Origin of the sequence: Actinomadura rubrobrunea NBRC 15275 (assembly GCF_001552235.1) — a bacterium.
GTDB lineage: Bacteria > Actinomycetota > Actinomycetes > Streptosporangiales > Streptosporangiaceae > Spirillospora > Spirillospora viridilutea.
In genome coordinates, this window is record NZ_BCQU01000088.1 from 1 (window position 1) to 26,504 (window position 26,504).

Below are 26,504 nucleotides of genomic sequence, written 5' to 3' on the forward strand. Positions count from 1 at the left end.
CGCCCCGTCGCGCGGTCCGCCGCGGGCGCCGACGGGCGCGGCGGCCGGGACGTCCCGCCGGTCGCCTGGTCGCCCGCGACGTCCCCGTCGACGGCGATGCTCAACGCGCCGCCCGCGTTCGACGCCTGGGGGTCGGGGACGCGGCCGCCCGACGAGCCGCCGCCGTCCTTCGACGGGGCCGTGGCGTTCGACGCGACGGGCGCCGGCGCCGCGTCCGACCTGCCGCCGGCCGGGAACGGCGCCGCGGCGAACGGCCCGGGCGGCACCGGCGGACGCGCCCCGCTGCCGCGCCGGGTGCGGCAGGCGAACCTGGCGCCGCAGCTGCGCGAGGACGATGACGACGGCCCGTTCGCCGCGCCCGCGCCGCAGGCGGAGGACGCGCTGGCCGCGTGGGAGCGGCGTTCGGCCGAGGCGTCGCGGGAGCTGTTCGCCTCCCTGCAGGCGGGCTGGCTGCGCGGCCGGGCGGAGGACGAGGGGCCGGCGGACGACCGGCAGGAAAGGGGAACGTCACCATGACGCAGCAGGACGTGGCGGCCCAGCTGGGCTTTCTTCTGGACGACCTGGTCGACCGGGTGCCGCAGGTGCGCAAGGTGGTCGTGCTGTCCCGCGACGGGCTGGTGATGGGGGCGTCCCGGGACGTCGACCGCGAGGACGCCGAGTACCTGGCCGCGCTGGCGTCCGGGTTCCACAGCCTGGCGGTCGGCGCCGGGCCGCATCTGGACTCCGGCGAGGTCCGGCAGACGATCGTCGAGATGGACAAGGGTCTGTTCTTCGTCGTCCCGGCCGGGGCGAACAGCTGCCTGGCCCTGCTGAGCGACGTGGGCGCCAACGCGGGGCTGGTCGCCTACGAGATGACGATGCTGGTCAAGCGGGTCGGCCGGCAGCTGTCCACGGGACTGCGCCAGGACGTGCGGACGACGGGCTCGGGGCCGGGATCCGGGTGAGCGGGCATGGACCGCAGTGCCCCCGGCGGTCCGCCCGGTCCGGGCGGGGAGCGGTGGCTCGACGAGGCCGCCGGCCCCATCGTCCGCCCCTACGCGGTGACCCGCGGCCGGACGCGTCCCCCCGGCGAGCCGCTGGACCTGGTGGCCATCCTCGTCGCCACCGGGGCGGCGCCCGCCGAGCCGGAGCGCCTGTCGCGCGAGCAGCGCCGCCTGCTGGCGCTGTGCCGCCGCCCGTACACCGTCGCCGACCTGGCCTCGGACCTGGACCTGCCGCTCGGCGTGATCCGGGTGCTGGCCGGGGACCTGATCCAGGCCGGCCTGCTCGGCGTCCGGCGGTGGTCCGCCCCGGCCGCCCCGCACACCGATCCGAACCTGCTCAGGAGGGTCCTCGATGGCATCCGCGCGCTCTGAGCCGCCGGACGGACCGGCCGGCGGACCATCGCCGACCGCGGCCGGGCCGCCGCCCGGCGGGCCGCTCGAGGAGCGGCCGCCGGACGGCGGCCCGCGGGTCGCGCTGAAGATCCTGGTCGCCGGCGGGTTCGGGGTGGGCAAGACGACCCTCGTCGGCGCGGTCAGCGAGATCCGCCCGCTGCGCACCGAGGCGGCGCTCACCGACGTCGGCATCGGCGTCGACGACCTCGACGGGCTGGCGGCCAAGGCCACCACGACCGTGGCGATGGACTTCGGCCGCATCACCCTGCGCGACGGCGTGGCGATCTACCTGTTCGGCACGCCCGGCCAGGAGCGGTTCTGGTTCATGTGGAAGGAGCTGTCGCGCGGGGCGCTCGGCGCGGTGGTGCTGGCCGACACGCGGCGGCTGGCGGCCAGCTTCGCGTCGATCGACTACTTCGAGCGGCGGGGCACGCCGTTCGTGGTGGCGGTCAACTGCTTCGACGGCGCCGACCGGTACGAGCCGCCGGAGATCCGCGCCGCCTTGGACCTCGACCCGCACGTGCCGGTGATCCTGTGCGACGCGCGGCGGCGCGCGTCCGCCAAGAGCGTGCTGGTGGGGCTGGTCGAGCACGCGCTGCGGCTGGCCGGAACGCCCCCGCCGCCCCGCCCGTGGACGACGGGCGCCGACCCCGCCCGCACCTTCCCGTCCTAGCGGCGGCGCACGGTCGGTCAAGGCGGCGACATGACGGCGGCCGGTCGCCACCTCCCAGCCCGCCCCATGACGGGGCGCGCCGGGAGGGCGGGGAAGCGGCGCGCGACCGGCCGCCGCCGTCACCGCGGCGGGCTCAGCAGATGGCCGCCTCGGTATGGGCGACAAGCCGCACGGGTCCGATCAGCCCGTACGCCTGCCAGGGCGCCGCGCTGTAGACGTTGGCGTGTCGTGAGCCGGCGGGCTGCGTTCAGGCGACGGTCGGCCGGGGCGCCTCCCGGCCGACCGCGCGGTCGTCAGAGTCTGACCTCGACCAGTTCCATTTCCATCAGGTCGGCCAGGGCCTTCAGGTCGGGGACCAGGTGGCCGGTGGCCAGGGCCCAGTGGTGGGAGATCCCGGTGGCGCTCCAGGCGTCCGTCCACTCCCCCGGGTCGCAGCCGAAGTCGACGCGCGAGGTGGTGTTGCCGATCTGCATCAGGGGCCCGTCCGCCACCTCGCCCTCCGACGCGACGAAGGCGAACCGCCCGTCCCGCCGCTGGATGATCCCGAACGCCGTCACCGGCCCGTGCTCGACGTCGAACTCCACGGACACGCCGTAGCCGCGCTTGCCGTGGTAGACGCCGAGGCCGCGCAGCAGCGGCCGGCGCGCGCTGATGGCCAGGTGCGCCGGGCCGTCGTGGCCCATCTCGACGTGCCCCCGCGCGAAGTCGAGGGCCTGGAGCTCGGTGAACGAGCCGCCCGCGCCGAGCCGGTCGGCGATCAGCATGGCCAGGGAGGTGCGCAGCTCGTACTCGCCCGCGGCCGGGACGCCCCGGGCGGTCAGCAGCGACGCGCCGAGGATCATCCCGGCGCCGAGCCGCTCGTGCACCTCGCCGTCCAGCCCGCGGTGGTAGTAGGCCAGGCTGTCGAGCGCGAAGTCCTCCACCAGACGGTCCAGGCCGACCGACACGCGCGCCGCCCAGGTCAGGTCGGCGTCGTTGACCGAGTCGGCGAACTCGAACACCTCCCGCGCCAGCCGCTTGCGGGCCTCGGTCTCGGCGTCGGTGACCTTCTCCACCCGCACCCGCAGGTCGTCGAACTCCAGGACCTCGACGTGCCCGCCGAAGTTGGCGGCCACCAGCGTCAGGTCGGTGGACACGTCGAGCATGCCCGGGTAGAGGTGGCCCATCAGGCCGTGCCGGCCGCGCCGCAGCGCGGCCCGCACCCCGGCGGCGCGCACCCATCGGGCGATCTTGGCCCAGGCGCGTTCGTCCTCCAGGTGCCCCGACACCGACCGGAACGGCACGCCGCAGCGCAGGAACGCGTTGGCCATCTCCGGCAGCGGGCAGGCGCCGCAGTACGCCAGCCATTGACCGGTGTCGACCGTCGCGTGGTCCATCGACTCGGTCGGCTGCAGGTTGATCAGCAGCACCGGGGCGCCGGACCGCTGCGCGACCGGGACGAGCATGGTGGCGGTCATGTAGGTGGTGAGGAAGCCGACGATCAGGTCGCAGCCGGCCTCCCGCAGCCGCTCGGCGGCGGCCGCGCCCTCCCGCTCGTCGGAGATGAATCCGACGTCCACCACCTCGGCGCCCAGGCCGCGCATCCGCTCCGACACGCGCGCGGCCGACTCCTTCAGTCGCGGCAGCAGGTCGGGGAACTGCGGCCAGTACGCGCCGAGCCCGCCCGCGACGAGCCCGACCCGGACGGGCGGGACGGTGATGCGGCCGATCGCCTCCTCCGCGGTCGTCGGCCCTGTGTTCATCGGCTCTGTGGTCGCCGTCATGGTTCGGCCCTCCTCGAGGTCCGGGTGGGGTGGGACGACGGGGCCGGCGCGGCTTGCGGGCGCCCGGCGCCGGCCCCGTCGGGCTGGTGAGGACCCGCTACCGCAGGAACGCGGCGGCGACGCCCGCGTCGACGGGCACGTGCAGGCCCGTGGTGTGGGTCAGGTCTCCGCCGGTGAGGGCGAAGACCGCGGCGGCGACGTGCTCGGGCAGCACCTCGCGCTTGAGCAGCGTGCGCTGGGCGTAGAACTCGCCGAGCTTCTCCTCCGGCACGCCGTAGACGGCGGCGCGCCGCGCGCCCCAGCCGCCGGCGAAGATGCCCGACCCGCGCACCACGCCGTCGGGGTTGACGCCGTTGACGCGGATGCCGTGCCCGCCGAGCTCGGCCGCCAGCAGCCGCACCTGGTGCGCCTGGTCGGCCTTGGCCGCGCCGTAGGCGATGTTGTTGGGCCCGGCGAACACGCCGTTCTTGGACACGATGTAGACGATGTCGCCGCCCATCTCCTGCTCGATCATGACGCGGGCGGTCTCCCGCGACACCAGGAACGAGCCGCGCGCCATCACGTCGTGCTGCAGGTCCCAGTCGTCGGCCGTGGTCTCCAGCAGCGGCTTGGAGATCGACAGGCCCGCGTTGTTGACGACCAGGTCGACGCCGCCGAACGCGAGCACGGTCGCGCGCACCGCGGCGGCGATCCGCTCCTCGTCGGTGACGTCCGCGCCCACCGCGACGGCGGCGTCGCCGGGCCGCAGCGCCCCGCCCTCCTCGGCGATCTGCGCGGCGACCTTCTCGGCGGCGGCGAGGTCGCGGTCGGCGACGACCACGCACGCGCCCTCGGCGGCCAGGCGGCGGGCGGTGGCCCGGCCGATGCCCGACCCGCCGCCGGTGACCAGCGCGATCCGCGTGGCCAGCGGCTTGGGCTTGGGCCTGCGGCGGAGCTTGGCCTCCTCCAGCTCCCAGTACTCGATGCGGAACTTCTCCGACTCGGGGATCGGCTGGTAGGTGGACAGGGCCTCCGCGCCGCGCATCACGTTGATCGCGTTGACGTAGAACTCGCCGGCGACCCGCGCGGTCTGCTTGTCGGCGCCGAAGCTGAACATGCCCACGCCCGGGACCAGCACGATCGCCGGGTCGGCGCCGCGCATCGGCGGGGAGTCGGCGGTGGCGTGCCGCCGGTAGTAGGCGGCGTACTCCTCGCGGTAGGCGGCGTGCAGCTCCCGCAGCCGGGCCTTGACGTCGTCCAGCGGCGCGGTCGGCGGCAGGTCGAGCACCATGGGCGCGACCTTGGTGCGCAGGAAGTGGTCCGGGCAGGACGTGCCGAGCGCGGCCAGCCGCGGGTGCTCGGCGCGGGAGACGAAGTCGAGCACCTCGGGGCTGTCGGTGTAGTGCCCCACCTGCCGCCGGTCGGTGGACGCCAGGCCCCGCAGCAGCGGGAACAGCTCCGCGGCGCGGGCGCGCCGCTCCGCCTCCGGCAGCGGCTCGTACCCGTCGATCACCGGGCCGAACGGCTCGGCCTTGCCGTGCCGCCGGATGTACTCCTCCGCGGTGCGGATGATCTCCAGGGAGTGGGCCTGGCACTCCTCGCTGGTGTCGCCCCAGGCGGTGATGCCGTGCCCGCCCAGGATGACGCCGATGGCCCGCGGGTTGTCCTTCTCGATCTGCGCGATGTCCAGGCCGAGCTGGAAGCCGGGGCGCCGCCACGGCACCCACGCCACCCGGTCGCCGAAGATCCGCCGGGTCAGCTCCTCGCCGTCGGCGGCGGTGGCGATGGCGATGCCGGAGTCGGGGTGCAGGTGGTCGACGTGCCGGGCGTCCACCAGCCCGTGCATGGCCGTGTCGATGGACGGCGCCGCGCCGCCCTTGCCGTGCAGGCAGTAGTCGAACGCGGCGACCATCTCGTCCTCGCGCTCGACGCCCGGGTACACGTCGACGAGCGCGCGCAGGCGGTCCAGGCGCAGCACCGCCAGGCCCGCCTCGGTGAGGGTGCCCAGGTCGCCGCCCGAGCCCTTCACCCACAGCAGCTCGACGTCCTGCGCGGTCACCGGGTCGGTGACGGTGCCCTTGGCGGACGCGTTGCCGCCCGCGTAGTTGGTGTTGCGCGGGTCCGAGCCCAGGGTGTGGGCGCGTTCCAGCAGCTGCTCCACTTCGGGTGGAGTGGAGGTCATGGGTCGGATCCCCCTCATGTCGTGGATGTGCTCGTCGTGAACCGGTAGGCGCCCGAGCCGACCTCGACCCGGACGGTGCCGTCGCCGCCCGCGCCCAGGACGCGGACGCCGCGGGCGGCGGTCAGCGCGGAGCCGCTCTCGGTGACGGCCCCGGCCGAGGCCGCCGGGATGCGGATCTCGGCGGTGGCGCCCACCGGGACGTCCACCTCCAGCCGCAGGCCGCCGCCGGTCCGCCGCCACCGCACCGCGACGTCCCCGTGCGGCGTGGCGGTGGACCCTTCGGCGAACGTCAGGTCGCCCAGGACGCGCGGCGCGATCAGGATCCGGTCGAAGCCGGGCGCGGCGGGGCGGATGCCGGCCAGGTCCTCGAAGAACCACTCCCCGATGGCGCCGCCGAGGAACACGTGGTCGCGGGACCGGGCCTCGGTGTCCCACCGCTCCCACAGCGTGGTCGCGCCGTTGTCGATCCAGTAGCCCCAGCTCGGGTAGGTGCGCCGCGTGGCGACCTTGTAGGCCAGCTCGCCGTGGCCGCGCGCGGTCAGCTCGGTGAGCAGGTACTTGGTGCCGAGGGCGCCGGTGTTGAGGTGGTCGCCGCGTTCCTCGATGTCGCGGACGAGCCGGTCGGTGATCGCCTTCTCCTTCTCCTTCGGCGCCAGGCCGAGCGCCAGCGCGATCAGCGCCGACGTCTGCCGGTAGTCCGGGTCGGAGCGGGTGACGTAGGCGTCGCCGCGCAGGAACTCCCGGTTGAAGGCCTCCTTCATCACGGCGGCCTCGGACCGGTAGCGGGCGGCGTCCTCGGCGTGGCCGAGGGTCTGCGCGATGTTCGCCAGGGTGACGGTGTTGGCGTAGGTGTAGGCGGTCCCGGCCAGGCGCATGTCCTCGGGGCTGTTGCCGCCGTAGCCGGGCGCCAGGTAGTCGTTCAGCGTGCTCGGGTAGAGCCCGTTCTCACCGCGCTTGAGCCAGTCGTCCAGGTAGTGGCGCATGGCCGGGTAGTTGTCGGCGAGCACGTCCCGGTCGCCGTACCGCAGGTACATCTGCCACGGGATCTCGAAGAAGGACGCGTGCCACGGCGGGGCGTGCCAGCCGGACCCCAGGCCCCAGCCGTTGTCGGGGACGATCACCGGCAGCAGCCCGTCGGACGCGCGCCGGCTGTCGCGGTGGTCGGTCATCCACTTGGTGAACAGCCGCCGCAGGTCGTACTCGGCCATCTGCATCTCGGCCATCAGCTGGGCGTCGCCGGTCCAGCCGTTCTTCTCGTACATCGGCGTGTCGGTGGGGATGCCGTGCCAGTTGTTCAGCACGGTCTGCCGGGTGGCGGCGCGGACGGCGGTGAACAGCCTGTTGGAGCTGCGGAACGAGCCCACCGAGCGCAGGTCGGTGTGGACCTCGCGGCCGTCGAGGTCCCGGACGGTGGGGGCGCGCCCTGGCCACCCGGTCACCTCGACGTACTGGAAGCCCTTGTAGGTGTAGCGGGCCTCCCAGGTCTCGCCCCCGGGGCGTCCGGCGAGGGTGTACTCGTCGGTCTGGAAGCGGCCGGTGACGTGCTCGCTGACGGCGCGGACGGTGCCGTCGTCGTTGAGCCGCTCGCCGTACTTCAACCGCACGGTCGCGCCCGCCGGGCCTTTGACGCGGATGCGCGCCCACCCCGCGATGTTGCGCGGCAGCTTGAACACGTACGTGCCCTGCTTGGGGTTGGTGACCTGCACCGGTCGCAGGGTGTCCGTCACCCGGATCGGCTCGTGCTCCTGCGGGACGACATTGTCGGACGGTGCTCGCACCTCGGCGGCATGCTGCCAGGAGGAGTCGTCGTACCCGGGCGTGTCCCACCCCGGGCGTTCGGCGCGGGCGTCGTACGACTCGCCGCCGTAGAGGGAGTCGAAGCGGACGGGGCCTTCGGCGTACCGCCACTGTCCGTCGGTGGCGACGGTCTGCGTGCTGCCGTCGGCGTAGGTGATGACGAGCTGGGCCAGCAGGCGCGGTTCGGCCGTCCACGACGTCTGGTGCCAGTTCCAGACGTTCTGCTGGGTCATGCCGTAGAAGCCGCGTCCGAGCCGCGCTCCGATCGCGTTGGCGCCGCGTCGCAGCAGTCCGGTGACGTCGTGCGTGACGTATTCGACGCGCTTGTCGTACCGGGTGAACCCCGGCTGCAGCACCTCGTCCCCGACTTTCCTGCCGTTGAGCGTCAGCTCGACGTAGCCGCCCGCGGCGGCGTACAGCCGCGCCTTCTCCACCTTCTTGGCGGGGACGGTGAAGCCGCGCCGCAGCAGCGGCTCGGGCCTGGCCGGACGCTCCGGGTGGACCTTGCCCCACGGCCCGCTCCCCCACTCGGCCAGCACCTTGGCGGCGGCCCAGGACGAATCGTCGTAGCCGGGGGCCTTCCAGTCGCCGCCGGGCGCGGTGTCGAGGGTGCGCCAGGTCCCGTCGGTGTCGAACGTCGCGGGGCTCTGGCCGGGCAGCTCCAGACGCGCCAGCAGGCCGGCGGGGCTGGTCCGGCCGTTGACGGCCCGGACGGCGATGACGTTGCGGCCCTGCCGCAGGTGCGGGGCGACGTCCACGACGATGGGACGGCGCCAGTTCTCCTGGTCCGGGTCGGGGTCCCGGGCGCCGACCTCGGTCCCGTTCACCCAGGCGGTGAAGCCGTCGTCGGCGGTCATCACCAGCCGCGCGGCGGACGGTACCGCGGACAGGTCGAACGCGCCGCGGAAGTAGCGGGCGGCGGCGGGCGCCTCGGCGGCCGGGTCGCCCTCCGGGTACCAGATCCAGCGCGCGCCGGTCAGGTCGGGCAGGGCGGTGTCGGCGCCGGGCGCGGCGATCCACCGGCCGCGCCAGCCGTCGCGGGCGAGCGCGGTCTCGAACCAGGTGCGCTTGCTCCATCCCGTCCACCGGCCGCGGGCGTCGGCGACCTTGACGCGCCACGTGTAGCGGGTGGCGGGCTTGAGGGCGGGGCCGCCGTAGCGGATCCCGTGGTCGGCGGAACTCTTGACCACGCCGGAGTCCCAGACCGTCCGGCCGCCGTCGAGTGCGACGGCGACGCGGTAGGCGGTCTGGCGCTGTCCCCGCTCGCCGGACGCGAGCCTCCAGCCGAGCCGGGGCCGGGCGGCGGCGACGGCCAAGGGGGTGGCGGCGTTCTCGGTTTCCAGGGCGACGACGCGCAGACCGTCTGCGGCGTGCACGGGCGTGACGGGGGCGGATACGAGGACGAACGTCGTGGCGACCGCCGCGACGCGGCGGGATCTGGACCGGGACCGGGGGGTGGGGTGCATCCGTCGCCTTCCGTCTGTCAGGAGGGGAGCCTGAAATCGATCACGCGGATGGAAGAGGGGGTCGTTCCGGTGGATCTGCGCTGGGACGCGGCGGTCGCGGGCACGGCGCGGAGGGTGAGCAGGGCGGCGGCGCCGAGCGCCGCCGCGTCCGCCCGGCGTCCGCGCGCGCCGCCCGCGGCGGTCATGCCCCCCACCCCGCCTGCGTGCCGCCGACCCGCTCGGCGACGATCCGCTCGTAGTAGCCGGACGCCTTGTAGGCGGCGATCGGATCCGGGTGCAGGCCCATCTCCTCGCGCAGCTCGGCCAGCAGGGGCCGCACGTCGGTGTTGAAGGCGTCCATGAACACCGCGTTCGCGCCGAGCACGTCGCCGGACCGCTGCGCCTCGCGCAGCGCCTCGGCGTCCACCAGCAGCGCCTTGGCGGTGGCCTCCTGGACGTTCATCACCGAGCGGATCTGCCCCTGGATCTTCGGCTCGATGTTGTGGCACTGGTCGAGCATGAACGCGATGTTCGCCTCCGGCTCGTGGCCGCCGCCCCGCACCACCTCGTACATGATCCGGAACAGCTGGAACGGGTCGGCGGCGCCCACCATCAGGTCGTCGTCGGCGTAGAAGCGGGAGTTGAAGTCGAACCCGCCGAGCTTGCCCTCGCGCAGCAGGAACGCCACGATGAACTCGATGTTCGTGCCGGGCGCGTGGTGCCCGGTGTCCACCACCACCTGGGCCTTGGGGCCCAGTTTGAGGCAGTGCGCGTAGGAGGTGCCCCAGTCCGGCACGTCGGTGGTGTAGAACGCCGGCTCGAACAGCTTGTACTCCAGCAGCATCCGCTGGTCGTCGCCGAGCCGCTCGTACACCGCCTGCAGCGCCTCGAACAGGCGGTCCTGGCGGTCGCGGATGTCGTCCTGGCCCGGGTAGTTGGTGCCGTCGGAGAACCACAGCTTCAGGTCGCGCGACCCGGTGGCGTCCATGATGTCGACGCACTCCAGCAGGTGGTTCAGCGCCTTCTTCCGGACGGCCGGGTCGGGGTTGGTGACGCTGCCCAGCTTGTAGTCCTCGTCCTGGAAGACGTTGGAGTTGATGGCGCCGATCCGGACGCCCCGCTCCTCGGCGTACTCGGCGAGCGCGGCGTAGTCGTCCACCTTGTCCCAGGGGATGTGCAGCGCCACGCTCGGCGCCACGCCCGTGAACCGATGCACCTGAGCCGCGTCGTCGATCTTCTCCTGGGGGGTGCGCGGCACGCCCGGCTGAGGGAACACCTTGAAACGCGTCCCGGAGTTCCCGTAGGCCCAGGACGGGGTCTCGATGTGCTGGCGGCGCAAGGCCTCCTTCACCGCGCTGATGTCGGTCATGTGTTCCTTTCCCCGGCTCCCGGTGTCACGGTCGCCGGTCTGCGGGGCCAGGTCCCGGGGTGCCGGGACGGCCCGGTCGTCGTCTCAGTCCTCTGGTGGGTGGAGGCGGACGCCCCCACGCCCCCGTTCAGTCGTGCGACTGGTGCGGGGAACGCCCCGCACCCCCGCTCGGTCGTGCGACCTGTGCGGGGGCGTCCCCCACGCGCGGCTCAGTCGAGGTGGAAGACCTCGGTGAGCGGCACCATCCCCTGATCGGGTGCGCGGCCGTCCAGATCCTCGAAGAACGGCGCCATCTCGGCCTGCCAGCGGGCGTTGACCTCGGTGCGGGCCATGGCCTCCAGCGCCTTGTCGAAGTCGTCGGTCTCCAGGTAGCCGACCAGCAACCCGTCGTCGCGCAGGAAGAGCGAGTAGTTGCGCCAGCCGGCGTCGCGCAGGGCGGCCCGCATCTCCGGCCAGACGGCCCGGTGGCGCTCCTTGTACTCCTCGATCCGGTCCCGCCGGACTTTCAGGAGGAAGCAGACGCGTCGCATGGGGGCTCCTCCCGGCGGCTCAGAAGTCGTACTGGTCGATGTTGTTCTTGTCGAAGACCGTGGGCGGGCCGAGGATCACCTCGCCGTCCTTGCCGATGGTGCGCCTGCCGAGCCTGCCCGCGTTGAACGTCTCCCCCTCGGCCCCGGTGATCTGACCGGACGCCAGCGCGGCCGCCGCGTACGAGGCCAGGTAGCCGAGGTTCTTGGGATCCCACAGGGCGAACTTCTGGACCGTGCCGTCCTTGACGAACTTGCGCATCTGGTTCGGCGTGCCCAGGCCGGTCAGCACGACCTTGCCCTTGTACTGCGACCCGGAGATGTACCGGGCGGCCGCGGCGATGCCCACGGTGGTCGGCGAGATGATCCCCTTGAGGTTCGGGTAGGCCTGCAGCAGGCCCTGGGTCTGCTGGAACGACTTCTGGTCGTCGTCGTCGCCGTAGGCGATCTTGACGAGCTTCATGCCGGAGTACTCCGGCTTCTTCAGCTCGTCCCGCATGTATGTGATCCAGGTGTTCTGGTTGGTGGCGTTGGCGGTGGCCGACAGGATCGCGATCTCGCCCTTGCCGCCGATCAGGTCGGCCAGCAGCCTGACCTGGCTGCGGCCGATCTCCTCGGAGCTGGCCTGGTTGATGAACAGGTGGCGGCACTCCTTGGCGGTGTCGGAGTCGTAGGAGACGACCTTGATGCCGCGCGCCATGGCCTGCTTGAGCGGCCCGCACACCGCGTTCGGGTCGTTGGCGGCGATGAGGATGGCGTCCTGGCGCTGCTGGATCAGCGTGTTGATGTAGGACACCTGCGAGGACGCCGAGGCGTCGGACGGGCCGACCTCCTTGGCCTCGCCGGAGTACTCCTCGGCCGCCGCGATCCCCGCGTCGTCGACGATCTTCTCGTACGGGTTGTTGATCTGCTTGGGCAGGAAGGCGATCTTCAGGCCCTTCTTGATCTTCGCGTTGGGGTCGGCGGAGGCCGAGGACGCCGCGGCCCCGCCCGCGGCCGCCTCGGTGGAGTCCTTCGTGGTGCCGCCGCACCCGGCCAGGCCGAGCGCGAGCACGCCGGCGCTAGCGACGACGCTCACCGAACGTCTGGAGAGGAAACGGACGGTCATTCTTCTCGCCTTTCGCAAGGTCGCAATGCGACGGGGTGGGTGTGCAGCGGGGAAGCGTCAGGGGAAGGGGCAGGGAAAGGGGCAGGGAAAGGGGCAGGGACGGGACGCGGAGCTAGGTCGCGGCCTTCGCGGCCGCCCGGCCGGCGGCCCCTCGGGCTCTGGCCTCGCGGACGACGGCGATCACCCGCGGGGTGAGGACCGACACCACCAGCAGCAGGCCGGTCACGATCGACTGGATCTCGTTGGCGACGTCGTTGAGCATCAGCAGGTTGCGCATGACGCCGATCAGCAGCACCCCGGCGAGCACGCCGCCCAGGGTGCCCCTGCCGCCGTCGAAGTCCACGCCGCCGAGCAGCACCGCCGCGATGACGGTCAGCTCAAGGCCCAGCCCGTTGTCGGCGCGGGCGCTGCCGTAGCGCAGCGTGTAGACGACCCCGGCGAACGCGGCGACCAGCCCCGACAGCGCGAACAGGATCAGCTTCAGGCGCTTGACGCGGATCCCGGCGAAGTACGCGGCCTCCTCCTGCGCGCCGATCGCGAACAGCGCGCGTCCCACGCCGGTCGCATGCAGTACGACGGCGGTGGCAAGCGCCAGCACCGCGAACAGCGCCATCGGGTATGGGATCGGGGTGCCCGGCACGTTCGTCACGGTCAGGTCCGCGTACTGCTGCGGGAACCGGGACACGGCCTCGGTGCCGAGCACCACGTACGCCAGCCCCCGGTAGAGCGTCATCGTGCCGATGGTGACGGCCAGCGACGGCAGTCCGAGCCGGGTCACCAGCAGACCGTTGACCAGCCCGCACACCAGCCCGACCGCCAGCACCAGCGGGATGATCGTCTCGATGGCCATGCCGGCGTCCCACAGCCTGCCGACCAGCGCGCTGGACAGGCCGAGGACGGAGGCGACCGACAGGTCCACCTGCCCGCACACCACCAGCAGCGTCATCGGCAGCGCGATCAGCGCGATCTCGCTGAGGTCGCCGAGGGCGAAGGAGATGTTGTCGGCGTTGCCGAAGTCGGAGGACAGGCCGGCCCCGCCGAAGAACACCACGATCAGCAGCGCGGCGACGACCACGTCCCAGCGCACCAGGCGCCCGATTTCGAACCGGCCCGCACCCCGGTCGCCCCTGTTCCCTGTGGCCCGGTCAGCCATGGTGACGGCTCCTCTTCTTCAAGGCCCGAGTCACGCGCAGCGCCAGCACCCGGTCCACGCTGATCGCCAGCAGGAGCAGCAGGCCGGTGATGGCGTCCTGCCAGAAGGCGTTGATCTTGAGGACCACAAGCGCGCTGCCGATGGTGGTGATGAGCAGGGCGCCGAGCGCGGCGCCGTAGACGGTGCCGACTCCGCCGGTGATCGCCACGCCGCCGACCACCACGGCGCTGACCACTTTCAGCTCCCAGCCGCTGGCGTTGTCGGCGACGACCGTGCCGAAGCGGGCCAGCCACAGCACCCCGGCCAGCCCCGCCAGCACCCCGCTGACCAGGTAGGCGGTGAACACCCGGCGGCGGATCGGCACGCCCGCCAGGCGCGCCGCCTCCGGGTTGGACCCGATGGCGTAGAACTCCCGGCCGGAGGAGTAGGACCGCAGGTAGTACCCCACCGCCAGCATGACCACGACGGTGATGAGCGGCAGGTAGGGCACGCCCAGCACGCCGCCGTTGCCGAGGTCGAGGATGCTCTGCGGCACGTTGGCGGCGTTGATCTGCTCGCCGTGCGCGACGTAGTAGTCGACGCCCTGGATCACGTACAGCATCCCCAGCGTGACCACCAGGGCGGGCACGCGCAGGAAGCTGATCAGCAGGCCGTTGACGACGCCGCAGAGCGCGCCGATGCCGATGCCGACGGCCAGCGCCGGCAGCAGCCCGCGGTCGGTGCCGGAGACGACGTCGCCGACGACGAACGCCACCAGTCCGACCACCGACCCGACCGACAGGTCGATGTTGCGGGTGACGACGACCAGTGTCTGCCCGACGGCCAGCAGCGCCAGGATGGAGGCGTTGAGGAAGATGTCCTTGACACCCTGCTCGGACAGGAACCGCGGGTTCACGACGGCGGTGCCGATCACCAGCACCGCCAGCGCGGCGGCGATGCTCAGCTCGCGGGCGCGCAGGACCAGGTCGACAAGGCTCCGGTTGCGGCGTGCCTTCCCGGTCGCCGACGGCGCCCCCGGCGACTTGGTGAGAGTGGTGCTCATGCGCGTCCCCCGTTCACCTCTGGGGCAACGAGAAGGCGCCGCCCCTCCCTGCTCCCGCGCGGCTCGGCGGGCCGGGCGCCGCGTCCTTCCGGCTCTCTCACGCCGCCTCCCCCACGGTGCCGTCGCGTCCGGTGGCGGCGGCCATGACGGTCTCCTCGGTGGCCTCGGCGCGCGGGATCTCGGCGGTGAGGCGGCCCTCGTGCATGACCAGGACCCGGTCGGCCATGCCGAGCACCTCCGGCAGGTCGGAGGAGATCATCAAGATGGCCAGGTCCTCGGCGGCCAGCTCCGACAGCAGCCGGTGCACCTCGGCCTTGGTGCCGACGTCGATGCCCCGGGTGGGCTCGTCCACGATCAGCACGGACGGCTCGGTGGCCAGCCACTTGGCCAGCACCACCTTCTGCTGGTTGCCGCCGGACAGCACGCCGACCGCGTCGCTGAGCCGCGCGTACTTCAACTGCAGGCGCAGCGCCCAGTCGGCGGCGCGGTCGCGCTCCACCCTGCGGGAGATCAGCGGGCCGCGCCCGGTGAGGCGGCGCAGCCGGCGCAGCTGGGTCAGGCCCATGTTGCGCTCGATGGACATGTCCATGACCAGGCCCTGCTGGCGGCGGTCCTCGGGGACCAGCGCGAGCCCGGCGGCCATGGCCGCGGTGGGACTGGCCGGGGGCAGCCGCCTGCCGTTCACCTCGACCGAGCCGGCGTCCCAGCGGTCCACGCCGAAGATCGCGCGGGCGACCTCGCTGCGGCCCGCGCCGACCAGCCCGGCCAGCGCGACGATCTCGCCGCGGCGCACCTCGAACGACACGTCGGTGAACACGCCCTCGCGGGTCAGCCGGGACACCTTGAGCGCGACCTCGCCGGGTTCGACGTGCTGCTTGGGGTACAGCGCCGCGACCTCGCGGCCGACCATGCGCTGCACCAGGTCGTCGGGGGTGAGGTCGGCGACGTCCTCGGTGCCGACGTAGGTCCCGTCGCGCAGGGTGGTGACCCGCTGGCAGATCGCGAAGATCTCCTCCAACCGGTGCGATATGAAGAGCACCGCGCAGCCCTGGTCGCGCAGCGTCCGGGTGACGGCGAACAGCCGGGCCACCTCCTGGCCGGTGAGCGCGGCGGTCGGCTCGTCCATGATCAGCACCCGGGCCTCGCGGGAGATGGCCTTGGCGATCTCGACGACCTGCTGGTCGGCGATGGACAGGCCGCGGGCGGGCTGCTGCGGGTCCAGCGCCACGCCGAGCCGCTCGAACAGCCGGGCGGCCTCGGCGTGCATGGCGCGGCGGTCGATGCGGCCGAAGCGGGTGCGCGGCTGGCGGCCCATGAAGATGTTCTCGGCGACCGACAGGTCCGGGAACAGCGTGGGCTCCTGGTAGATGACCGCGACCCCGGCGGCCTGCGCGTCGGCGGGCCCGTGGAACGTCACGGGACGGCCGTCCACCCGCACCTCCCCGGAGTCGGGGCGGTGCACGCCTGCGAACGTTTTTACGACGGTCGATTTCCCGGCTCCGTTCTCGCCCGCCAGCGCGTGCACCTCGCCCGCGTGGAGCTCGATGGTCACGCCCTGCAGGGCGCGCACGGCGCCGAACGACTTGCTCACGTCGACCAGCGCCAGCGCCGGCGGAGCCGTTCGAGCGGGTGCGCTCACGGCCGCCCTCCTCGATCGGGGGTTCGATGTCCGGTGGATGAAAAACGTTTTAAGACGATGTTGCGCAGGACGGTAGATGGAGCCGATCCCACTCGTCAAGGGGCCATTTCTGCCGAAACCGCAGGATCAGCGTCCAGATGCGGCCGTGGGACCGTGTCGGCGGGACGGGCCGACGACGCGCGCCCGCTCCGCGGAGTCGGCGGCTCCGACCGTCGGGGTTGACACGTTTTAACCAGATGCCCCAAAGTGAGCGGGCACAGATGACAGACAGATGACGGCTGGTATCGACCCGGGGGCGCAGATGAGCACAGAAGGCACCGGCGAGGTACCCGCGCCGCGCCGGTCCTCGGCCAGGCCTCCGGGCGCGCGGAGCGGCGCCAAGGGACCGGCGACCGTGGGCATCAAGCAGGTGGCGCAGCACGCCGGGGTGTCCCCCGGCACCGTCTCCAACGTGCTCAACCGCCCCGAACGGGTGGCCCCCGCGACCCGGGCGCGGGTCGAGCGGGCCATCCGGGAGCTGGGGTTCGTGCGCCACGGCTCGGCGTCCACGCTGCGCGCCGGGCACAGCCGCACGGTCGGGCTGATGGTGCTGGACCTGGCCAACCCGTTCTTCACCGAGGTCGCCCGCGGCGTCGAGGACGCGGCCAGCGAGCACGGGTACGCGGTGCTGCTGTCGTCGTCCGCCGAGTCCGACGAGCGCGAGCGGCGCAACCTGCGGGTGTTCGCCGAGCAGCGGGTCCGCGGCGTGCTGATCACCCCCGTGGACGACGGGCGGCAGGCCGACCGGCTGCGCGAACGCGGCATCCCGGTCGTCCTGCTGGACCATCCCACGCCCCGCGCCAACCAGTGCTCGGTGGCGGTCGACGACGTGGCGGGCGGCGAGATGGCGGTGGGACGGCTGCTGGACGACGGCGCCCGGACGCTCGGGTTCGTCACCGGCCCGTCGGCGCTGCGGCAGTGCGCGGACCGGCGCAAGGGCGCGCTGCGGGCCCTGCGCGAGGCCGGGCTGCCGCGCGAGGCGATGCGGGAGCTGACCGTCCCCGCGATGAACGCGCGCGCGGGCCAGGAGGCGGCGCGGCGGCTGCTGGACGAGGGCGACCTGCCCGACGCCATCTTCTGCGCCAACGACCTGCTCGCGCTGGGCGTGCTGCGGGTGCTGCTGCAGGCGGGGGTGAAGGTGCCCACCGACGTGGCCCTCATCGGCTACGACGACATCGAGTTCTCCGCCGCGGCCGCCGTGCCGCTCAGTTCGGTGCGCCAGCCCACCTACCAGCTCGGCCGCATCGCGACCGAGCTGCTGCTGGAGGAGTGCGACGACCCCGACGGGCACGCCCACCAGCAGGTGATGTTCCAGCCGGAGCTGGTGGTGCGCGAGTCCAGCCGCCGCGTCGTCGCCGACGACGCCGGGACCGCGCCGCCCCCTCTCGGCGCGGACGGCTCCGAGGAGGGCCGATGAAGGTCGCGCTGTTCCTCACGTGCCTGAACGACACGCTGTTCCCCGGCACCGGCAAGGCGGTCGTGCGGCTGCTGACCCGGCTGGGCCACGAGGTCGACTTCCCGCAGGCGCAGACGTGCTGCGGGCAGATGCACTTCAACACCGGCTACCGCAGGCAGGCCGTGCCGCTGGTGCGCGGTTTCGCCGACGCGTTCGCCGGATACGACGCGGTCGTGACGCCGTCGGCGTCCTGCGGGGCGATGGTCCGCGACTGGCATCCGCGGCTCGCCGCCGACTCCGGCGACCGCGCCCTCGCCGCGCGCGTGGCGGAGCTGACGCCCAAGGTCTACGAGCTGTCGGAGTTCCTGGTCGACGTGCTCGGCGTGACGGACGTGGGCGCCTACTTCCCGTACCGCGTCACCTACCACCCGACCTGCCACTCGCTGCGCATGCTGCGCGTCGGCGACCGGCCGCTGCGGCTGCTGCGCGAGGTGCGCGGCATCGACCTGGTCGAGCTGCCCGAGGCGGCCGAGTGCTGCGGGTTCGGCGGCACGTTCGCGCTGAAGAACGCCGAGGTGTCGGCCGCGATGTGCGCCGACAAGGTCGCCAACGTGCGGCGCACCGGCGCCGAGGCCCTGTGCGCGGCCGACAACTCCTGCCTGATGCACATCGGCGGGGCGCTGACCCGCACCCGGTCCGGCGTGCGCACGGTGCACCTGGCCGAGATCCTCGCCTCGACGGAGGAGGACCACGCATGACCGGCGGCACCGCCCGCGGCCCCGGCGCCATGCCGACGTACCTGGGGATGCCGTCGTTCCCCGACGCGGCCCGGCGCGGGGTGGCCGACACCCGGCTGCGCCGCAACCTGGCGCACGCCACGTCCACGATCCGCGAGCGCCGCGCGGCGGCCGTCGCCGAGCTGGACGACTGGGCCGCGCTGCGCGAGGCCGGCCGGCAGATCAAGGACCACGTGCTGGAGAACCTCGGCCACTACCTGCGCCTGCTGGAGGAGAAGGTCACCGAGGCCGGGGGCACGGTGCACTGGGCCCGCGACGCCGCCGAGGCCAACCGGATCGTCACCGACCTGGTGCGGGCGACCGGCGAGACCGAGGTCGTCAAGGTCAAGTCGATGGCCACCCAGGAGATCGGGCTGAACGAGGCGCTCGCCGAGGCGGGCATCGCCGCGTACGAGACCGACCTCGCCGAGCTGATCGTGCAGCTCGGCGGCGACCGCCCGTCGCACATCCTGGTCCCGGCCGTCCACCGCAACCGCGCCGACATCCGCGACATCTTCCGCCGCGCCATGCCGGACGCCCCGGACGGGCTGTCGGACGCGCCCGCCGAGCTGGCCGAGGCCGCGCGCCGCCACCTGCGCGCCAAGTTCCTGTCGGCGAAGGTCGCGGTGTCCGGGGTGAACTTCGCCGTCGCCGAGACCGGCACGCTCGTGGTGCTGGAGTCGGAGGGCAACGGCCGGATGTGCCTGACGCTGCCCGAGACGCTGATCTCGGTGATGGGCATCGAGAAGATCGTGCCGACCTGGCGGGACCTGGAGGTGTTCCTGCAGCTCCTCCCCCGCTCCTCGACGGCCGAGCGGATGAACCCGTACACCTCCGCGTGGACCGGGGTCACGGCCGGCGACGGGCCGTCGGACTTCCATCTCGTCCTGCTGGACAACGGCCGCACCGCGACGCTGGCCGACGAGGTCGGACGGCAGGCGCTGCGCTGCATCCGCTGCTCGGCGTGCCTGAACGTCTGCCCCGTCTACGCGCGGGCGGGCGGGCACGCGTACGGCTCGCCCTATCCGGGGCCGATCGGCGCGATCCTGTCGCCGCAGATCCGCGGCATCGGCTCGGACGTGGACGCGTCGCTGCCCTACGCGTCGTCGCTGTGCGGCGCGTGCTTCGAGGCGTGCCCGGTGGCCATCGACATCCCCGAGGTGCTGGTGCACCTGCGCGCCAGGGCGGTGGAGGAGGGGCCCAGGCATCCGGTGGAACGCGCCGCGATGGGCCTCGCGGCGTGGACGCTGCGGTCGCCCGCGCGGCTGGCGCTGGCGCAGCGCGCCGCGTCCGCCGTCCGCCGCGTGGTGGCCAGGCGCGGCCGCATCCGCCGCCTGCCGGGGCCGCTGAACGCATGGACGGACACCCGGGACGCGCCCGCTCCGCCCAAGGAGTCGTTCCGCGCCTGGTGGAAGCGCACCGGAGGGAAGGGCGAATGAGCGGACCGGAAGGGGCGCGGCACCGCCCGGACCGACGAGCGGAGGAGCGCATGAGGAGGGAAGGCGGCGCCTCATGAGCGCGCGCGACGAGATCCTCGGCCGGATCGAGAGGGTGACCGGGAAACGGTCCGCCGCCGACGTCGCCGCCTCCTACGCGCGGATCGACCGCGGCTACCGGCGCCGCCACCACGACGGGGACGTCCTGGCGCTGTTCGCCGAACGGGTCGCCGACTACCGCGCCGCGGTGCGGCTGGTGCCGTCGGACGAGCTGCCCGGCGCGGTGGCCGAGTCGCTGGCCGCGCGCGGCGCAGGCGCGTTCGCGGTGCCGTCCGGGCTGCCGGACGCGTGGCTGGCACGGGTGCCGGCCGAGCGGATCGCGCGTGACCCGGCGCCCGCCGACCTGGACGGGCTGGCGGGCGCGGTGACCGGCTGCGCCGCCGCCATCGCCGAGACCGGCACCATCGTGCTGGACCACGGCCCCGGCCAGGGGCCGCGCGCGCTGTCCCTGGTGCCCGACTACCACCTGATCGTCGTCACCGCCGACCAGGTCGCGGCCGACGTGCCCGAGGCGCTCGAGCGGCTCGACCCGTCCCGGCCCCTCACCTTCGTGTCCGGTCCTTCGGCGACCAGCGACATCGAGCTGTCGCGCGTCGAAGGCGTGCACGGCCCCCGCACTCTGGAGGTTCTGCTCGTCCCATGAACGCGTCGTCAGCGGTGTTCGCGGCCGTCGATCTCGGGGCGTCCAGCGGACGGGTGATGGCCGCGCGCGTCGGACCGGGGACCCTGGAGCTGGACGAGCTGCGGCGCTTCCCCAACCGCCCGGTGCGCGTGGCGGGAACGCTGCACTGGGACATCCTGGGCCTGTACGGCAACGTGCTGGACGGATTGCGCGCCGCGCCGCGGGAGCTGGCGTCGGTGGGCATCGACTCGTGGGCCGTCGACTACGGGCTGCTGGACCAGCGCGGGGCGCTGATCGGCAACCCCGTGCACTACCGCGACGCGCGGACCGACGGCGTCATGCGGCGGGTGCGGGACGAACTCGGCGACGCCTACCTGTACGAGGTGTCCGGCCTGCAGTTCCTGCCGTTCAACACCGTCTACCAGCTCGCCGCCGAACCCGCGGACGTCCTCGAACGGGCGCGGACGCTGCTGCTGATCCCCGACCTGCTGGGGTACTGGCTGACCGGGCGGATCGGCGCCGAGCGCACCAACGCGTCCACCACGGGGCTGCTCGACGTGCGCGACGGCGTGTGGTCCCGTTCCCTGCTGGACCGTCTGGGCCTGCCCGCCGACATCCTGCCGGACCTGCGCGAGCCCGGCGAGGTGGTGGGGAGGCTGCGTCGTGACGTGGCGGAGGAGACCGGCCTGCGCGCGGACCTGCCGGTGACGGCCGTCGCGTCCCACGACACCGCCTCGGCGGTGGCCGCAGTCCCGGCTTCCGGGGAGCGCTTCGGCTACATCTCCTGCGGCACCTGGTCGCTGGTCGGCGTCGAACTGTCCGCCCCGGTGCTCACGGAGGCCGGACGCAAGGCCAACTTCACCAACGAGGGCGGGGTGGACGGCACCGTCCGGTACCTGCGCAACGTGATGGGGCTGTGGCTGCTGCAGGAGTGCCTGCGCGCCTGGGGCGGCCCGGACCTGCCCGCGCTGCTGGCGGAGGCGGCCCAGGCGCCCGGGCTGCGTTCGCTGATCAACCCGGACGACCCCGAGTTCCTGCCCCCGGGCGACATGCCCGGCCGGATCGCCGCGCACTGCCGCCGCCTCGGCATGCCCGAGCCGCGCACGCGAGCCGAGATCGTGCGATGCGTGCTCGACAGCCTGGCGCTGGCCCACCGCGCGGCGATCCGGCAGGCGGCGGAGCTGTCCGGCCGGGACGTCGAGGTGGTGCACCTGGTCGGCGGCGGCTCCCGCAACGACCTGCTGTGCCGGCTGACCGCGGACGCGTGCGGGCTGCCCGTCGTCGCGGGTCCCGTGGAGGCCACCGCGCTGGGCAACGCCCTGGTGCAGGCCCGCGCGCACGGCGTCGTCGGCGACCTGGCGGAGATGAGGGCGCTGGTCGCCGAGACGCAGCCGCTGCGCCGTTACGAACCGCGCGGCGACGAGTCCGCCTGGTCGGCCGCCGCGGCCCGCATCGGACTCGCCTGAGGCGATCGCCGGGTCGCTTCTTCGGGCAGCTTGTCGAGCCGAACGACTCGCCTTGGGCGGCGTGGGCCGACGGTGTGCGTGTGTGCCGCACCCTCTGTGCGGCGACAAATCATCTGACACTCATCGATATCGGGGTTTCCCACGATGTCAGGGGCCGGTGCGACGGAGATCATCAAAGTGACCTCCGGTGACGTCCGACCGGAGGGGCGCGGCGGACCCCACCCCGCCGCGCTCGGTGACCGTCGTCGAGGGATCCCGTCTCGGGGTCCCGTGCAGGAGTCTCGATGCCCGCTCCCCCCGGTTTCCGCCTGCCGCCGCCGCTGCAGGTCGCCTGGCTCGTCGCCGACCCCGTGCGGTTCTTCGCCGAGGGGCGTCGCCGTTACGGCCCGGTGTTCCGCATCCGGCTGCCCGGCATGCCGCCGGAGGTGTGCGTGGCCACCGCCGAGCTGGCCGAGCAGGTGTTCGCCACCGACGGCCACGGCGGCCGCGCCGGCGTCGTGCGGCGCGCGTTCCTCGGCCCGCTGGTGGGCGAGGCGTCCCTGCTGACGCTGGACGACGACCCGTGGTGGCGGCACCGGCGGCTGCTCGCCCCGCCGCTGCACGGACGGGCGGTCGCGCGGTGGAGCGAGCGGGTGGCCGACATCGCCGCCGCCGAGATCGCCCACTGGCCGCTCGGCGTGCCGTTCGCGCTGCGCGGCCGGATGGAGCGGATCACCCTGGAAGTGATCATGCAGGTGGTGTTCGGCATCCGCGACGCCGGACGGCTGCGCCGGCTGCGCGGGCTGCTGCCGCGGCTGGTGGCGCTCGGCGGCTCGGCCGCCCTGCTGCGCCTGCCGCCGCGGCTGCGCCGGTGGGCGCTGACCTCGCCGCTGCCGCTGCGCGCCGGGTCCCTCCCCACCACCCGGTTCGCGCGGGTCCGCGACGAGGTCGACGCGATCCTCTACGACGAGATGGCCCGGCGCCGCCGCGCCCCCGATCCGGACGCGACCGACGTGCTGTCCCAGCTGCTGGCGGCGCGGGACGAGGCGGGCGAGCCGCTCACCGACCGGGAGGTGCGCGACGAGCTGATCACCCTCCTGGTCGCCGGGCACGAGACCACGGCCACCGCCCTGGCCTGGACGTTCGAACGCCTGCTGCGCGCCCCGAGGGTGCTCGCGCGGCTGCGCGAGGAGCCGTCCGCCGGGGAGGGCGGCGCCTACCTGGACGCCGTGATCAAGGAGTCGCTGCGGCTGCGGCCCGTGGTGCTCGCGACGCCGCGGGTGCTGACCGAGCCGGTCACGCTCGGCGGCCACCGGGTGCCCGCCGGGTGGGCCGCGGCGGCGGTGATCCCGCTCGTGCACTCCGACCCCGAGGTGTTCCCCGAGCCCGAGCGGTTCCTGCCCGAGCGGTTCCTGGGCCCGGACGCGGCCGCGGCCAACCGGGCGTGGCTGCCGTTCGGCGGCGGCCGCCGCTACTGCGCCGGCGCGCAGCTGGCGCTGCTGGAGATGCGGGTGATCATCACCGAGGTGCTGCGCCGGCTGGAGCTGCGGCCCGCCGACGCCGCGCCCGAGCGCGCCCGGCTCAAGGCGGTCACCCTCGTCCCGGCCCGGTCCGCCCGGGTGGTCGCCGTCCCCGCCGTGGCCCCCAGCGGGTCCGCCGTCGGCTGACGGACCGCCGCGACGACGACCCAGGAAAAGACGATCACGAGGAGCGCGTAGGAAGCCGACGGGAAGACAACCCCTACCTGAAAACTGTTGACATTTCACCGGTTCGGACGCTTGATAACAGAGGGCGGGCGTCGGGGACGCGGCCGCGCCGTCCGGTGGCGGACGGGGCGGCGCCATGACCGGCCGCGTCGCCGGCCGAATCGGTAAAGTGTCCCCTGCGACTGCCCGAAGATCAGGACAAGACAGCGGCTGCACGTCGTCAGCGCGGCGTCTCGACCGCCGTGTCGCTACTGGTGGGGTGTGGGACATGGAGGGTCGTACGGACCAGCATCCTGACGTCCTCCCGGCGCCCCTGCCGCTGGTCGGACGCCAGGACGCGCTGCGCGCCCTGGAAGACGCGCTGGACGCCACCGCCGCGGGCGAGTTCCGGTTCGTCGCCCTCGTCGGCGAACCCGGCGCGGGCAAGACCCGGCTGCTGAGCGAGCTGGCGGGCGCCGCCTCCGCGCGCAAGCTCCCCACCCGGGCGGGCCGGGCCGCCGAGTTCGAGCAGGAGATGCCGTTCGGCGCCGTCGTCGACGCCCTCGACGACCACCTGGAGGAGCACCTGCCCGACCTCGGTCCCGGCGCCACGCGGCTGCTGTCCACCGTCTTCCCGGCCCTGGCCGCCGCGCCCGCCGCCGGGGCCGCCGATCCGGCCGCCGAGAGCGCCGACGGGCGGCGGGTCGCCCGCTACCAGCTGTACCGGACGGTGCGGCGGCTGCTGGAGGAGCTGGCGGCCGCGTCCGGCCTGGTGCTGATGCTCGACGACCTGCACTGGGCCGACGAGGCCACCATCGAGCTGCTGGACCATCTGGTGCGGCACCCGCCGCGCGCCCGCGTGACGATCGCCGTGGCGTACCGGCCGGCGCAGGCGTCGCCGCGGCTGGCGGCGCTGGTGGAGCACGCGGTGCGCAACGCCCGCGCCCTGCGCGTCCCGGTCGAGCCGCTCACCGAGGAGGAGGTCGCGCAGCTGCTCGGCCTGCGGGTGCCCGACGCGCGCTGCCGGCGGCTGTACCAGGCCAGCGGCGGCAACCCGTTCTACCTGGAGGCCTTGGCGCGCAGCCCGCGGCCGCCGGTCACCGGACCGGGCGACGGCGACCTGCCGCCCGCCGTGCAGGCGGCGCTGGCGCTGGAGCTGAGCGGCCTGTCGCAGACCGCGCTGCGGGTGGCGCAGGGCGCGGCGGTCGCGGCCGACGAGTTCGACCCCGCGCTGGCCGCGGTGGCCGCCGAGGTGTCCGAGGACGCCACCCTGTCGGCGCTGGACGAGCTGGTCGCGCGCGACATCGTGCGGCCCAAGGCCGAGCGGTTCCGGTTCCGCCACCCCCTGGTGCGGCACGCCGCCTACGGGTCGGCCGCGGCCGGATGGCGGCTGGCCGCGCACGGCCGCATCGCCGCGTACCTGGCGAAGATCGGCGCGCCCGCCGCGCAGCGCGCCCGGCACGTGGAGCGGTCGGGACGGGTCGGCGACCCGGCCGCGATCGCCACGCTGGTGGAGGCGGCCCGCACGTTCACCGGGCAGGCCCCGGTCACCGCGGCGCACTGGCTGCGGGCCGCGCTGCGCCTGATGCCGGAGAACATGGCCGAGCCGCCCGAGCCCGCCGACGGCGGACCGCCGCTGCCGTCCCGGCTGGACCTGCTCATGGAGCTGGCGCAGGTCGAGTCGCTGGGCGGCCGCCTGGCCGAGGGCCGGGAGACGGCCCGCACGCTGCTGCGGCTGCTGCCGCCCGACGACTACGACCGCCGCGCCACCGCGGCGCGGCTGTGCGCGCTGATGGAACGGCTGCTGGGCCGTCCGCACGAGGCGCGGGCGCTGCTGCTGGACGAGCTGCGCCGCATCCCCGACCCGGCGTCGCCGACCGGCGTCCCGCTGCGGCTGCGGCTGGTCGCCGAGAGCCTGTTCCGCGGCGACTTCCGCGCGGCCCGGGCCGTCCTGGAGAACATGCCCGAGAACGGCGGCGAGGGCTGGCCCCCGGCCGTCCGGATGGCGGTCACCGCGCTGCGGCCCATGTCGTCGTTCCTGTCGGGCAACCTGGCCGACGCGCTCCGGCACGCCGAGACCGCCGACCGGCTGGTGGCCGAGGCGTCCGACGACGAGCTGGCCGAATGGCTGGACGCGGTGGCCTGGCTGTGCTGGGCCGAGCACATGATGGGCCGCTACGGCGCGTCCCGGCGGCACTTCGAACGCGCGGTGTCGGTCGCCCGCGGCACCGGCCAGAGCTACATCCTCGCCACCCTGCTGACCGGGCAGGCCCGGGCCTCCACCATGGAGGGCCGGCTGACCGAGGCCGCGATGATCGCCGAGGAGGCGGTCGAGACCGCCCGGCTGCTCGGCGCGGCGCCGCAGCTGGCCGGGGCGCTGACCCAGCAGTCCCTGACGATCGGCCTGACGGGGGACGCCAAGGAGGCGCTGCGGCTGGCCGAGGAGGCGCTGCGCGCGGGCGCCGACGGCGGCGAGTGGTACGGGGCGCAGGCCCAGTACGCCAAGGCCCGGGCCCTGCTCGACCTGTCGCAGGTCGACGCGGGCGTCGAGGCGATGATGACGGCCTGCAACGGGTTCGGCGAGGTCATCCTGCTCGACTACGACACCCGCCTGGCCTGCTGCGAGATCATGGCCGAGGTCGCCGCGCAGCGGGGCCGCGACGAGGACGCGGCGCTGTGGGCCGACCGCGCCGAGCGGGTCGCCGACCCGCAGCTGGACAGCGACCGCGCGCGGGCCACGCTGGCGCGCTCGCACGCGCGCCTGTCGGCCGCCCCGGAGGACGCCGCGCGCCTGGCCCGGGAGGCCGCCGCGCTGTTCGAGGCGTGCTACGCGCGCGTCGACGTCGGCCGGGCGCGGCTGGCCGCCGGGGTCGCCGCGGCCCGCGCCAAGGACCGCGCCGCCGCCCGCGAGGACCTGCGCGCCGCCGCGGAGATCTTCGCCGCGTGCGGCGCCCGCCTGCTGCACTCCAAGACCATGTACGAGCAGCGGCGG

General features: G+C 74.1%; 20 protein-coding genes and 1 pseudogene. 11 read left to right on the plus strand and 10 right to left on the minus strand.

The window, feature by feature from the left end; all coding sequences use genetic code 11:
- From AR3_RS31245 to AR3_RS23065, 4 genes and pseudogenes are all read left to right on the plus strand, one after another.
- A pseudogene (locus tag AR3_RS31245) lies at window positions 1–516 on the plus strand (hypothetical protein); the annotation flags it as partial.
- The gene (locus AR3_RS23055) at window positions 513–944 is read left to right on the plus strand and encodes a roadblock/LC7 domain-containing protein (RefSeq protein ID WP_067916732.1); all 432 of its coding nucleotides are present in this window, start codon (window positions 513–515) and stop codon (window positions 942–944) included. The pseudogene AR3_RS31245 and the gene AR3_RS23055, both read left to right, overlap by 4 nt.
- A 6-nt stretch (window positions 945–950) precedes the next feature.
- Window positions 951–1,355 carry a DUF742 domain-containing protein gene (locus AR3_RS23060; protein ID WP_067916734.1) on the plus strand — a complete coding sequence of 135 codons (405 nt, stop codon included), beginning with the start codon at window positions 951–953 and terminating at the stop codon, window positions 1,353–1,355.
- Window positions 1,336–2,049 (plus strand): GTP-binding protein, encoded by a 714-nt coding sequence (locus AR3_RS23065; RefSeq protein ID WP_083951801.1) that lies wholly within the window; start codon window positions 1,336–1,338, stop codon window positions 2,047–2,049. Before AR3_RS23060 ends, AR3_RS23065 begins: the two co-directional genes overlap by 20 nt.
- A 293-nt stretch (window positions 2,050–2,342) precedes the next feature.
- On the opposite strand, the gene AR3_RS23070 is transcribed toward AR3_RS23065, so the two are convergent.
- The 10 genes from AR3_RS23070 to AR3_RS23110 form a co-directional block, all read right to left on the minus strand.
- Window positions 2,343–3,812 (minus strand): L-fucose/L-arabinose isomerase family protein, encoded by a 1,470-nt coding sequence (locus AR3_RS23070; RefSeq protein ID WP_227022990.1) that lies wholly within the window; start codon window positions 3,810–3,812, stop codon window positions 2,343–2,345.
- Between the two features lie 97 nt (window positions 3,813–3,909).
- Window positions 3,910–5,973, minus strand: a complete 2,064-nt coding sequence (locus AR3_RS23075) for a bifunctional rhamnulose-1-phosphate aldolase/short-chain dehydrogenase (protein WP_067916737.1) — start codon at window positions 5,971–5,973, stop codon at window positions 3,910–3,912.
- Window positions 5,974–5,987: 14 nt separating this feature from the next.
- Window positions 5,988–9,146 (minus strand): family 78 glycoside hydrolase catalytic domain, encoded by a 3,159-nt coding sequence (locus AR3_RS23080; RefSeq protein WP_146150188.1) that lies wholly within the window; start codon window positions 9,144–9,146, stop codon window positions 5,988–5,990.
- Window positions 9,147–9,253: 107 nt separating this feature from the next.
- Window positions 9,254–9,421: a hypothetical protein gene (locus tag AR3_RS30795; RefSeq protein ID WP_157406752.1), complete on the minus strand. Its 168-nt coding sequence runs from the start codon at window positions 9,419–9,421 to the stop codon at window positions 9,254–9,256.
- Window positions 9,418–10,584, minus strand: a complete 1,167-nt coding sequence (gene rhaI, locus AR3_RS23085; RefSeq protein WP_067916741.1) for an L-rhamnose isomerase — start codon at window positions 10,582–10,584, stop codon at window positions 9,418–9,420. The genes AR3_RS30795 and rhaI overlap by 4 nt, the downstream gene beginning before the upstream one ends.
- Before the next feature lie 209 nt (window positions 10,585–10,793).
- Complete coding sequence (locus AR3_RS23090) at window positions 10,794–11,114, minus strand: L-rhamnose mutarotase (protein ID WP_067916743.1); 321 nt, start codon at window positions 11,112–11,114, stop codon at window positions 10,794–10,796.
- Window positions 11,115–11,133: 19 nt separating this feature from the next.
- Window positions 11,134–12,189 carry a rhamnose ABC transporter substrate-binding protein gene (rhaS, locus tag AR3_RS23095; protein ID WP_227022991.1) on the minus strand — a complete coding sequence of 352 codons (1,056 nt, stop codon included), beginning with the start codon at window positions 12,187–12,189 and terminating at the stop codon, window positions 11,134–11,136.
- A gap of 142 nt (window positions 12,190–12,331) precedes the next feature.
- The gene (locus AR3_RS23100) at window positions 12,332–13,372 is read right to left on the minus strand and encodes an ABC transporter permease (protein ID WP_067916747.1); all 1,041 of its coding nucleotides are present in this window, start codon (window positions 13,370–13,372) and stop codon (window positions 12,332–12,334) included.
- The gene (locus AR3_RS23105) at window positions 13,365–14,414 is read right to left on the minus strand and encodes an ABC transporter permease (protein WP_067916749.1); all 1,050 of its coding nucleotides are present in this window, start codon (window positions 14,412–14,414) and stop codon (window positions 13,365–13,367) included. Before AR3_RS23105 ends, AR3_RS23100 begins: the two co-directional genes overlap by 8 nt.
- Window positions 14,415–14,511: 97 nt before the next feature.
- Window positions 14,512–16,005: a sugar ABC transporter ATP-binding protein gene (locus AR3_RS23110; protein ID WP_217998707.1), complete on the minus strand. Its 1,494-nt coding sequence runs from the start codon at window positions 16,003–16,005 to the stop codon at window positions 14,512–14,514.
- A 442-nt stretch (window positions 16,006–16,447) separates the two neighbouring features.
- Between AR3_RS23110 and AR3_RS23115 the strand changes: the two genes are divergently transcribed.
- The 7 genes from AR3_RS23115 to AR3_RS23145 all read left to right on the plus strand — a co-directional run.
- Window positions 16,448–17,509: a LacI family DNA-binding transcriptional regulator gene (locus tag AR3_RS23115; RefSeq protein ID WP_227022992.1), complete on the plus strand. Its 1,062-nt coding sequence runs from the start codon at window positions 16,448–16,450 to the stop codon at window positions 17,507–17,509.
- Entirely contained in the window at window positions 17,506–18,246 is a 741-nt protein-coding gene (locus tag AR3_RS23120; protein WP_067916753.1) for a (Fe-S)-binding protein, read from the plus strand. Before AR3_RS23115 ends, AR3_RS23120 begins: the two co-directional genes overlap by 4 nt.
- Window positions 18,247–18,293: 47 nt before the next feature.
- Window positions 18,294–19,703, plus strand: coding sequence for a LutB/LldF family L-lactate oxidation iron-sulfur protein (locus tag AR3_RS23125; RefSeq protein ID WP_217998708.1), 1,410 nt, complete (start codon window positions 18,294–18,296; stop codon window positions 19,701–19,703).
- 73 nt (window positions 19,704–19,776) lie between these two features.
- The gene (locus AR3_RS23130) at window positions 19,777–20,403 is read left to right on the plus strand and encodes a LutC/YkgG family protein (RefSeq protein WP_067916756.1); all 627 of its coding nucleotides are present in this window, start codon (window positions 19,777–19,779) and stop codon (window positions 20,401–20,403) included.
- Window positions 20,400–21,848: a rhamnulokinase gene (locus tag AR3_RS23135; protein ID WP_067916758.1), complete on the plus strand. Its 1,449-nt coding sequence runs from the start codon at window positions 20,400–20,402 to the stop codon at window positions 21,846–21,848. Before AR3_RS23130 ends, AR3_RS23135 begins: the two co-directional genes overlap by 4 nt.
- 284 nt (window positions 21,849–22,132) lie before the next feature.
- Window positions 22,133–23,494 carry a cytochrome P450 gene (locus AR3_RS23140; protein ID WP_067916761.1) on the plus strand — a complete coding sequence of 454 codons (1,362 nt, stop codon included), beginning with the start codon at window positions 22,133–22,135 and terminating at the stop codon, window positions 23,492–23,494.
- Between the two features lie 307 nt (window positions 23,495–23,801).
- A partial coding sequence (locus AR3_RS23145; protein WP_067916762.1) for an ATP-binding protein occupies window positions 23,802–26,504 on the plus strand: 2,703 nt, incomplete at its 3' end.